At 58.2% G+C, this 10,044-nt stretch carries 7 protein-coding genes; 1 reads left to right on the top strand and 6 read right to left on the bottom strand.

Annotated elements, in window-relative coordinates; translation table 11 throughout:
- Positions 1-121: 121 nt before the first annotated feature.
- Positions 122-565, bottom strand: coding sequence for an Lrp/AsnC family transcriptional regulator (locus HCH49_RS03875; RefSeq protein ID WP_063429616.1), 444 nt, complete (start codon positions 563-565; stop codon positions 122-124).
- Between the two features lie 108 nt (positions 566-673).
- On the opposite strand from HCH49_RS03875, the gene HCH49_RS03870 reads away from it, so the two are divergent.
- A complete protein-coding gene (locus HCH49_RS03870) occupies positions 674-1,570 on the top strand; it encodes a DMT family transporter (RefSeq protein WP_039263577.1) in 897 nt (298 codons plus the stop codon).
- On the opposite strand, the gene narI is transcribed toward HCH49_RS03870, so the two are convergent.
- From narI to HCH49_RS03845, 5 genes are all read right to left on the bottom strand, one after another.
- Positions 1,567-2,244: a respiratory nitrate reductase subunit gamma gene (narI, locus tag HCH49_RS03865; protein WP_023312107.1), complete on the bottom strand. Its 678-nt coding sequence runs from the start codon at positions 2,242-2,244 to the stop codon at positions 1,567-1,569. The two genes, HCH49_RS03870 and narI, sit on opposite strands and share 4 nt — an antisense overlap.
- The gene (gene narJ, locus HCH49_RS03860) at positions 2,244-2,954 is read right to left on the bottom strand and encodes a nitrate reductase molybdenum cofactor assembly chaperone (RefSeq protein ID WP_033145763.1); all 711 of its coding nucleotides are present in this window, start codon (positions 2,952-2,954) and stop codon (positions 2,244-2,246) included. Before narJ ends, narI begins: the two co-directional genes overlap by 1 nt.
- On the bottom strand, positions 2,951-4,486 hold the full coding sequence (gene narH / locus HCH49_RS03855; RefSeq protein WP_023312109.1) for a nitrate reductase subunit beta: 1,536 nt from the start codon (positions 4,484-4,486) through the stop codon (positions 2,951-2,953). The genes narJ and narH overlap by 4 nt, the downstream gene beginning before the upstream one ends.
- The gene (locus HCH49_RS03850; RefSeq protein ID WP_221702222.1) at positions 4,483-8,226 is read right to left on the bottom strand and encodes a nitrate reductase subunit alpha; all 3,744 of its coding nucleotides are present in this window, start codon (positions 8,224-8,226) and stop codon (positions 4,483-4,485) included. Before HCH49_RS03850 ends, narH begins: the two co-directional genes overlap by 4 nt.
- A 380-nt stretch (positions 8,227-8,606) precedes the next feature.
- A complete protein-coding gene (locus HCH49_RS03845; protein ID WP_033145765.1) occupies positions 8,607-10,004 on the bottom strand; it encodes a NarK family nitrate/nitrite MFS transporter in 1,398 nt (465 codons plus the stop codon).
- Positions 10,005-10,044: the final 40 nt, after the last annotated feature.

The following is a 10,044-nucleotide window of genomic DNA, read 5'->3' as shown; positions in this document are numbered from 1 at the left end:
TCCCCCACCACCATCACTTTCAAATAACTCCAAACCTCCTTTTTGCACCAGGCATCATGTATTTCCGTAACGGGGAAACCTTCGCAGGCGCAGCCGCCACCTGGCGACAGAAGCCAGAAGCCTACATCGGCGGCAAACGACGCGTCACCGGCGAACTCTTCACAATCGACGTATTGCACTGGGCATGCTCCGCCAGGCCGTCCAGCAGCACATCCAGCTGCTCTATCGATCGCACCACCAGCCTAATCACAAAGCAATCTTCCCCGGTGACTTTGTCGCTCTCTATACACTCCGGCATCGCCTGAATGTATTTATCCACCTTATGCAACAACCCCGGCAAAGGACGCACGCGCACCAGCGCCTGCAGCGTATACCCCAGCGCCGCCAGATTCACCCGTGCGCCATACCCCTGAATCACACCGCGCTCTTCCAGCCTCTTCAGGCGTTCTGCCGTGCTGGGGGAAGTCAGACCGATGCGTCCGCTGAGCACCTTCAAAGACATGCGCGCATCTTCGACCAGACAGGCTAAAATTTGACGGTCGATATCATCGAGAAGGTATTCCATCGTTTTCACCTAATTTTAAAAAGTCATCACTGCATTTCACCTTATCTCATCCCTGTAAAACCCGACAGCGATTTTCGACAATAGTGACATACAATCAGGAGGTGGATGATGCGTGATTTCCATAAAGGCGTCTGGCAAATGAGCCTGGCGATGTTAATTTCCGGCTCTATCGGTGCGTTTGTTTTACTCAGCGGTCTGCCGGTGACGGAAGTGGTGTTCTGGCGCTGTCTTATCGGGGCAATAGCGCTTTTTATTTTTATCCGGGCAAGTCAAAAGCCCTTCAGCCCCCTCACCCGCACCACGCTGCTGCTGGCCATTCTCGGCGGCGTAGCGCTCGTGGTGAACTGGCTGCTGCTCTTCGCGGCCTATGAGCGGATCTCGATTGGTCTTTCGACCGTGGTCTATAACACCCAGCCGTTTATGCTGGTCCTGATGGGGATGTTTTTAGGTGAACGCGTTAGCCTGGTGAAATGGGGCTGGCTGTTCCTCGCCTTCGGCGGCGTGGTGATCTTGCTCTCCAGCGAGCTGACCGGCGCGCACGGCGGTGAATGGCTCGCCGGAATCGGCCTTGCGATGGCCGCGGCTTTCTTCTATGCGGTCACGGCCATTATTGCCCGCAAGCTCAGATCCGTTGCGCCGCAGCATATTGCCTTTATCCAGGTGCTGACGGGCGTCGTGATGCTTTTGCCCTTTGCCAGCATGCCGTCATTTTCCGGTGATTTTCCCTGGCCGATCCTGCTGACGCTGGGCATCGTCCATACCGGCATTATGTACCAGCTGCTCTACAGCGCGATCCAGAAGCTGCCTACGCCCATTACCGGCTCCCTGTCGTTTATCTATCCGGTGGTGGCGATCGTTGTCGATAATCTGGTGTTCGGACACTCGCTGAACCTGACGCAGCTGGCGGGCGGCGCGCTGATCCTGTTTGCTGCCGCGGGCAATAACCTGGGCTGGGGCGAAAAAAAACCCCGCGAGTGCGGGGTTGGTATCAAAACGGCGAATTAGCGACGGGCGCGCACAATCTGGTATTTGCGCGTCAGGTACTCCACCGGCGCGCTCCAGATATGCACCAGACGTGAGAACGGGAACAGCACAAACAGCGTCATCCCCAGCACCAGGTGAACGCGGAAGATAAACGCCACGCCGTCCAGGTGCGCGGAGGCTCCGCCGTGGAAGGTCACCACGGACTGCGCCCAGCCGACGAGCTTCATCATTTCGCTCCCGTCCATATGCTGCGCCGAGAACGGAATGGTCAGCAGGCCCAGCGCGCACTGCACCATCAGCAGGGAGAGGATCAGAATATCCGCTGCGGTCGTGGTCGCACGCACGCGCGGGCTGAACAGACGACGTTTCAGCAGCAGCAGGCCCCCCACCAGAGTCATCACGCCGCAGGCACCGCCGGCGATCATCGCCATCTTCTGCTTCACCTCGATCGGTAGCCACGCTTCATACATCCAGTGCGGCGTCAGCATCCCCAGGAAGTGACCGGCAAAAATCCCCAGAATACCGATGTGGAACAGGTTAGAGCCCACATGCATCCCTTTACGATCCAGCATCTGGCTGGAGGCCGCACGCCAGGTGTACTGGCCGTAGTCGTAACGCAGCCAGCTTCCCACCAGGAACACGGTACCCGCGATATACGGGTAAATGTCAAAGAAGAACATATTCAGGAAGTGCATTAGTGCCGTCCTCCGTTAGAGATATTCAAATATTGTGGGGCAACCGCGCCGGCAAAGCGACGCTGGTGAGCGGAGATTTCAGACTCGCCGCAGTTCTGGTCAGCAAAGAATTTCACCTGCTCTTCTTCCCAGACCGCATCCAGCGCCTGTGGGGTATCGTCGCGGGCTTCATCCGCAATTTTCTCCGCCACTTTTTCACTGTCGACCGCGGCGTTGGCCAGCTTCACCAGCAGATCGAACAGAACAGCATAGCGGCTCTCGCGCTGCTGAAGACGCGCGCCGAGCAGCGCCAGGATCGGCGCGATGTCCTGCAGACCGCCCAGCGCCTCTTCTTTCGGCAGCTGCGCCAGGTACTCCAGATACAGCGGCAGATGATCCGGCAGCTCGCGGCTGTCGAGCTGCAGGCCGTGCTGTTCATACTGGGCCATCAGGTCCACCATCGCCTGACCGCGGTCACGGGACTCACCGTGAACGTGTTCAAACAGCAGCAGCGAGGTCGCACGACCACGGTCAAACAGCTGGCTGTAGTCCGACTGGGCATCCAGAAGGTCGCGCGCCAGCAGATCGCGGAGGAAAACACCCAGCGTCTGGGCATCGTCTTTATCCAGGTTTTCAGATGACGCGAGTGCATCAAAGAGTTCCTGCTGATGCTGCGCAAGCGCAGCATCCGGGTACTCGAGCAGACGCGAAACAATGACGAGTTCAATCATTGGTGCGGCTCCGTTTTGCTGGTCACATCCATGGCATCGATGCGGCGGCTGTTGAACAGGTTGAATTTGCTGTCTGACCCGTGGCAACCGTCGCCAAAGGTAAAGCCACAGCCATTTTTTTCCGGGAAGGCTTCACGGGCCAGCTCGCGGTGGCTGCTCGGCACCACGAAACGGTCTTCGTAGTTGGCAATCGCCAGATAGCGGTACATCTCCTGCGCCTGCGCTTCGGTCAGACCGACCTCTTCCAGCGCGCGGGTATCGGTCACACCGTCTACGGTTTCCGCACGTTTGAAGTGACGCATCGCCAGCATACGCTTCAGCGCGAGCAGTACCGGCTGGGTGTCCCCGGCGGTCAACAGGTTCGCCAGGTACTGAACCGGAATACGCAGGCTTTCCACGTCCGGCAGGATGCCGTTGCTGCCCAGTTCGCCCGCGTCAGCCGCGGACTGAATCGGCGACAGCGGCGGCACGTACCAGACCATCGGCAGGGTGCGGTATTCCGGGTGCAGCGGCAGGGCCAGCTTCCAGTCCATCGCCATTTTGTACACCGGTGACTGCTGCGCCGCGTCAATCACGCTCTGCGGCACGCCGTCTTTCAGCGCCTGCTCAATCACCTTCGGATCGTTCGGATCGAGGAACACGTCCAGCTGACGCTGATACAGATCTTTCTCGTGCTCGGTGCTGGCGGCATTTTCAATCGCGTCCGCGTCATACAGCAGCACGCCGAGGTAGCGAATACGGCCTACGCAGCTTTCTGAGCAGACGGTCGGCATTCCGGCTTCGATACGCGGGTAGCAGAAGATGCACTTCTCAGATTTACCACTCTTCCAGTTGAAGTAAATTTTTTTGTACGGGCAGCCGGTGATGCACATACGCCAGCCGCGGCACTTGTCCTGGTCGATCAGCACGATGCCATCTTCTTCACGCTTGTAGATGGCGCCGCTTGGGCAGGTCGCCACGCACGCCGGGTTGAGGCAGTGCTCGCACAGGCGCGGCAGATACATCATGAAGGTATTTTCGAACTGGCCGTACATCGCCTTCTGCATGTTCTCGAAGTTCTGGTCTTTGGCGCGTTTCTCGAACTCGCCGCCCAGAATCTCCTCCCAGTTTGGACCGCTGGTGATCTTGTCCATGCGCTGACCGGTGATCAGCGAGCGCGGACGGGCGATCGGCTGGTGCTTGCTTTCCGGCGCGTTGTGCAGGTTCTGGTAGTCGTAGTCAAACGGCTCGTAGTAATCGTCGATGCCCGGCAGGTGCGGGTTAGCGAAGATTTTACCCAGCAGCATCGCGCGGTTACCCATGCGCGGCTGCAGCTTGCCGTTGATTTTACGGATCCAGCCGCCCTTCCATTTCTCCTGGTTTTCCCAGTCGGTCGGGAAGCCGGTGCCCGGCTTGCTTTCCACGTTGTTGAACCAGGCGTACTCCATACCTTCGCGGCTGGTCCAGACGTTTTTACAGGTGACCGAGCAGGTATGACAGCCGATGCATTTATCCAGATTCAGCACCATGCCGACTTGTGAACGAATTTTCATTTTACGCTCTCCTGTACCTGGTCATTACCTTCGCCGTCTAACCAGTTAATATTCTTCATCTTACGTACCACCACGAACTCATCGCGGTTCGATCCTACGGTGCCGTAGTAGTTAAAGCCGTAGGCCAGCTGCGCATAGCCACCGATCATGTGGGTCGGCTTCGGCGTAATACGAGTCACGGAGTTGTGGATCCCGCCGCGCTGCTCGGTAATTTCTGACCCCGGCAGGTTAACGATACGTTCCTGCGCGTGGTACATCATGGTCATCCCGGCCGGTACGCGCTGGCTCACGACCGCACGCGCCGTCAGGGCACCGTTGCTGTTGAACACTTCGATCCAGTCGTTATCTTCGATACCCAGATCTTTGGCGTCCGTTTCGCTCATCCAGACAATCGGACCGCCGCGCGACAGGGTCAGCATCAGCAGGTTGTCGCTGTAGGTGGAGTGGATACCCCACTTCTGGTGCGGCGTCAGGAAGTTCAGCGCCTTCTCTGGGTTACCGTTCGATTTCGCGCCCATCACCGCTTTCACGGAGCGGGTGTCGATTGGCGGACGGTAGACCAGCAGGCTTTCACCGAAGTCGCGCATCCACTGGTGATCCTGATACAGCGACTGACGGCCTGACAGGGTGCGCCATGGGATCAGCTCGTGAACGTTGGTGTAGCCCGCGTTATAGGACACGTGCTCATCTTCCAGACCAGACCAGGTCGGGCTGGAGATAATCTTGCGCGGCTGCGCCTGAATATCGCGGAAGCGGATTTTCTCTTCCTCTTTATTCGTCGCCAGGTGCGTATGGTCGCGACCGGTGAACTCGCTCAGTGCCGCCCAGGCTTTGACGGCAACGTGGCCGTTGGTTTCCGGGGCCAGGGTCAGGATCATCTCTGCCGCATCAATCGCCGTGTTTAGCATCGGCTGGCCTTTCGCCGGGCCGTCCGCTTTGGTGTAGTTGAGCTTGCGCAGCAGATCCATTTCGCTCTGGGTGTTCCAGGCGATCCCCTTCCCACCGTTACCGATTTTCTCCATCAGCGGGCCGATAGAGGTAAAGCGCTCGTAGGTTGCCGGATAGTCGCGTTCAACCGGAATAATGTGCGGCGCGGTTACGCCCGGGATCAGGTCGCATTCGCCTTTTTTCCAGTCCTTCACGTCCAGCGGCTGCGCCAGTTCGGCGGCCGAGTCGTGCTGGATTGGCAGCGTCACCACATCGGTCTCTTTGCCGAGGTGCCCAACGCAGACTTCGGAGAATTTCTTCGCAATGTCTTTGTAGATATCCCAGTCGCTTTTCGATTCCCACGCCGGGTCAACGGCCGCAGACAGCGGATGAATAAACGGATGCATATCCGAGGTATTCATGTCGTCTTTTTCGTACCAGGTCGCGGTTGGCAGCACGATGTCGGAGTACAGGCAGGTGCTGGACAGACGGAAGTCGAGCGTCACCACCAGATCCAGCTTGCCGTCGAGGCCGTTATCTTTCCACTCCACCTCTTCCGGCTTCACGCCGCCCTGCTTGCCGAGATCTTTCCCCTGGATACCGTTTTCGGTACCGAGCAGGTATTTCAGCATGTACTCGTGGCCTTTACCGGACGAGCCCAGCAGGTTGGAGCGCCAGATGAACAGGTTACGCGGATGGTTTTTACCGTTCTCCGGCTGTTCAGCCGCGAAGCGGATTGAGCCATCCTTCAGGGATTTCACGGTGTAATCCACTGGTGACATGCCCGCCTGCTTCGCCGCTTCCGCAATGCGCAGCGGGTTAGTGCCCAGCTGCGGCGCCGACGGCAGCCAGCCCATGCGCTCTGCGCGCACGTTGAAGTCAATCAGGTGGCCGCTGTAGCGGGATTTATCCGCCATCGGCGACAGCAGCTCCTGCGCGGTGACCGTCTCGTAGCGCCACTGGCTGGAGTGGTTATAGAAGTAGGAGGTGCTGTTCATATGGCGTGCCGGACGCTGCCAGTCGAGGGCAAACGCCAGCGGCTGCCAGCCGGTCTGCGGACGCAGTTTTTCCTGGCCGACGTAGTGTGCCCAGCCGCCGCCGCTCTGACCGACGCAGCCGCAGAAGATCAGCATGTTGATCAGACCGCGATAGTTCATATCGAGGTGATACCAGTGGTTCAGACCCGCGCCGACGATGATCATCGAACGACCGTGCGTTTTGTCCGCGTTTTCTGCAAACTCACGTGCGATACGGGTAATGTGCGCGCGAGGCACGCCGGTGATCTGTTCCGCCCAGGCCGGGGTGTAGGCCTTCACGTCGTCATAGCCGGTTGCGCAGTTTTCATCGCCCAGACCGCGCTCCAGACCGTAGTTCGCCATGGTCAGGTCATAAACGGTGGTGACCAGCGCGGTAGAACCGTCGGCCAGCTGCAGGCGCTTAACCGGCAGTTTGTGCATCAGAACGTTGTTCAGTTCAACCTTGTTGAAGTGCTCTGAACCTTCACCGCCGAAGTACGGGAACCCGACTTCAGCGATCTCGTCCTGGCTACCCAGCATGCTCAGGCGCAGCTCCGTCTCTTCGCCGTTGGTGCCGTTGCGTTGCTCAAGGTTCCACTTGCCCTTCTCGCCCCAGCGGAAGCCGATTGAGCCGTTTGGCGCCACCAGCTCGCCGTTGCTGTTATACGCAACGGTTTTCCACTCAGGGTTGTTTTCCTGGCCCAGCGAATCCACCAGATCGGCGGCGCGCAGCGTGCGGCCAGCGGCATAGTAGCCCTCCCGCTCTTCCAGCATGACCAGCATCGGCATGTCGGTGTAGCGGCGAACGTAGTCTGTGAAGTACTGGCTTGGCTTATCAAGATGGAATTCACGCAGCATGACGTGGCCCATCGCCATCGCCATCGCGGCGTCGGTACCCTGTTTCGGCGCCAGCCACAGATCGCAAAGCTTGGCGATTTCCGCGTAGTCAGGGGTGACCGCCACGGTTTTGGTGCCCTTGTAACGGACTTCGGTAAAGAAGTGCGCGTCCGGCGTACGGGTCTGAGGAACGTTAGAGCCCCAGGCGATGATGTAGCTGGAGTTGTACCAGTCCGCGGACTCCGGCACGTCGGTCTGCTCGCCCCAGGTCTGCGGAGACGCAGGCGGCAGGTCGCAGTACCAGTCGTAGAAGCTCAGGCAGGTACCGCCGATCAGCGACAGATAGCGCGCGCCGGAGGCGTAAGAGACCATCGACATCGCCGGAATTGGCGAGAAGCCCGCCACGCGGTCAGGACCGTAGGTTTTGACGGTGTAGACGTTGGAGGCGGCAATCAGCTCGTTTACCTCTTTCCATGAGGAGCGAACGAAACCACCGCGACCGCGAGCCTGCTTGAAGCTTTTTGCTTTGTCAGCGTCTTCGATGATGGACGCCCAGGCATCCACCGGATCGCTGTGCTGTACTTTCGCCTCACGCCACATTTTCATCAGGCGCTTGCGCATCAGCGGATATTTCAGACGGTTGGCGCTGTAGAGATACCAGGAGTAGCTGGCACCGCGCGGGCAGCCGCGCGGTTCGTGGTTTGGCATATCCGGGCGGGTGCGCGGATAGTCGGTCTGCTGCATTTCCCAGGTCACCAGACCGTTTTTAACGAAAATCTTCCAGCTGCATGAGCCGGTACAGTTCACGCCGTGGGTCGAACGGACGACTTTGTCATGCTGCCAGCGCTGGCGGTAACCGTCTTCCCAGTCCCGGTTGGTATCCAGAACCTGGCCGTGCCCATCGGCAAAAGTTTCACCCTTCTGTTTGAAGTAGCGAAACCGGTCCAAAAATTTGCTCATCGGGTATCTCCTGTGTGGAGCCTGTGGCTCTCTAAATCGACATTGCTGATTTGCAGCGAAGGTAACGCCCTGAAAGAGGGGGAGAATTGATAACGATCAAGACGAGGAGGGACTTTCAGGCGAGGGGTTACACCAAATACCACCAAAGCGGTATCTTCAAAAATTTCATATCATCATGAAATATAGAGTTATTTTTATTTTATCGTACAAAAAGCCAGTCAACATTTAACATCTCAGGTATTAAGGGGTAGAGCCACCTGCAAAGCGATGGCGATCACAGTGTCACCGCAGGCGTCTGCCGTAAAAGCCGTAAGTATGTTGTAACTATTATGCTGGCAAAAAAATCGCGGCCCGAAGGCCGCGTAAACGGATAATCACACTTACTTATTTTTCTTGGTATTTCGGCCATATACCAGCCACGTAATCACAACGCAGGCGATATAGAAGACGAGGAAGACTTTCATGGCGCCAGCCGGAGAGCCGGTCAGGTCCAGAGAGATACCGAACGCTTTCGGGATAAAGAAGCCGCCAATCGCGCCGATGGCAGAGATAAAGCCCAGCGCCGCGGCCGTATCCGTCGCCGCTTCGCGCATGGCCTGCTCTTCGCTCCCGCCCTGCGCCTTAACGCGATCCATCGTCAGCTTACGGAAGATCACGGAGATCATCTGGAAGGTAGACGCGCTCCCCAGCCCGGCCGTCAGGAACAGCACCATAAACACGCCGAAGAAGGCGATGAAGTTACCGCCCTGCCCGTCGACGGGCAGCGTCAGGAACAGCAGCGCGCAGAATACCGCCATCACGACGAAGTTAACCAGCGTCACGCGGGTACCGCCGAGACGGTCAGAGACCATGCCGCCCAGCGAACGCGCCAGGGCACCGATAAACGGTCCGAAGAAGGCAAAGTGCAGGATCTGAATCTCCGGGAACTGCGTTTTCGACAGCATCGCGAAGCCCGCAGAGAAGCCGATAAACGAACCGAAGGTGGCCAGATACAGCAGCGCCATCACCCAAAGGTGTCCACGCTTCAGCACCGGCAGCTGTTCGCTCAGCGACGCCTTCGACGCGGACAGGTCATTCATAAAGAACCAGGCTGCGAGGGTGAAGACCACCAGGAAAGGCACCCAGATCCAGGCGGCGTTCTGCAGATAGAGGGAGGAACCATCCGCCTGCTCAACGCCACCGCCGCCAAAGGCCGCGAAAATAGAAACAGAGATCGCCAGCGGGGCAATCAGCTGCATCACGCTGACGCCCATATTCCCCAGGCCGCCGTTAATGCCCAGCGCACCGCCCTGCTTCGCTTTCGGGAAGAAGAAGCTGATGTTCGCCATGCTGGAGGCGAAGTTCGCACCCGCAAAACCGCACAGCAGGGAAATAATCACGAACACGCTGAACGGCGTAGAGGTATCCTGCACCGCGAAGCCGAGCCAGACGCAGGGGACGATCATGATGCCCGTACTGAACGCCGTCCAGCGACGACCGCCAAACACCGGCACCATAAACGCGTAAGGCACACGCAGCAGCGCGCCTGACAGCGACGGCAGCGCGGTCAGCATGAACAGCTGATCAGTCGTAAACGTAAAACCCACTTTCGGCAGATTTACCGCCACCGCGCTAAACAACATCCATACGCAAAACGCTAATAACAAACACGGCACGGAAATCCACAGATTCCGGCTGGCTACACGATGGCCGCGCTGTTGCCAGAACGCCGGATCCTCTGGACGCCAATCTGTAATAACGGCACCATTTTCCCTTTCGGGAGCGGATGAGTGACTCATAGACACCTCTGATTCTCGAATGATGCTGCAAACATTAGGG

The sequence above is a fragment of the Enterobacter sp. Y17 genome, assembly GCF_019730495.1.
Taxonomy (GTDB): Bacteria; Pseudomonadota; Gammaproteobacteria; order Enterobacterales; family Enterobacteriaceae; genus Enterobacter; species Enterobacter asburiae_B.
Note: the sequence above shows the minus strand (reverse complement) of the source record. Positions and strands in the feature narration are given on the sequence as shown.

Excerpts from the sequence above, each read along its gene's own strand:
- HCH49_RS03875 (WP_063429616.1), bottom strand. The coding sequence starts at position 565 with ATGGAATACCTTCTCGATGATATCGACCGTCAAATTTTAGCCTGTCTG.
- HCH49_RS03870 (WP_039263577.1), top strand. The coding sequence starts at position 674 with ATGCGTGATTTCCATAAAGGCGTCTGGCAAATGAGCCTGGCGATGTTA.
- narI (WP_023312107.1), bottom strand. The coding sequence starts at position 2,244 with ATGCACTTCCTGAATATGTTCTTCTTTGACATTTACCCGTATATCGCG.
- narJ (WP_033145763.1), bottom strand. The coding sequence starts at position 2,954 with ATGATTGAACTCGTCATTGTTTCGCGTCTGCTCGAGTACCCGGATGCT.
- narH (WP_023312109.1), bottom strand. The coding sequence starts at position 4,486 with ATGAAAATTCGTTCACAAGTCGGCATGGTGCTGAATCTGGATAAATGC.
- HCH49_RS03850 (WP_221702222.1), bottom strand. The coding sequence starts at position 8,226 with ATGAGCAAATTTTTGGACCGGTTTCGCTACTTCAAACAGAAGGGTGAA.
- HCH49_RS03845 (WP_033145765.1), bottom strand. The coding sequence starts at position 10,004 with ATGAGTCACTCATCCGCTCCCGAAAGGGAAAATGGTGCCGTTATTACA.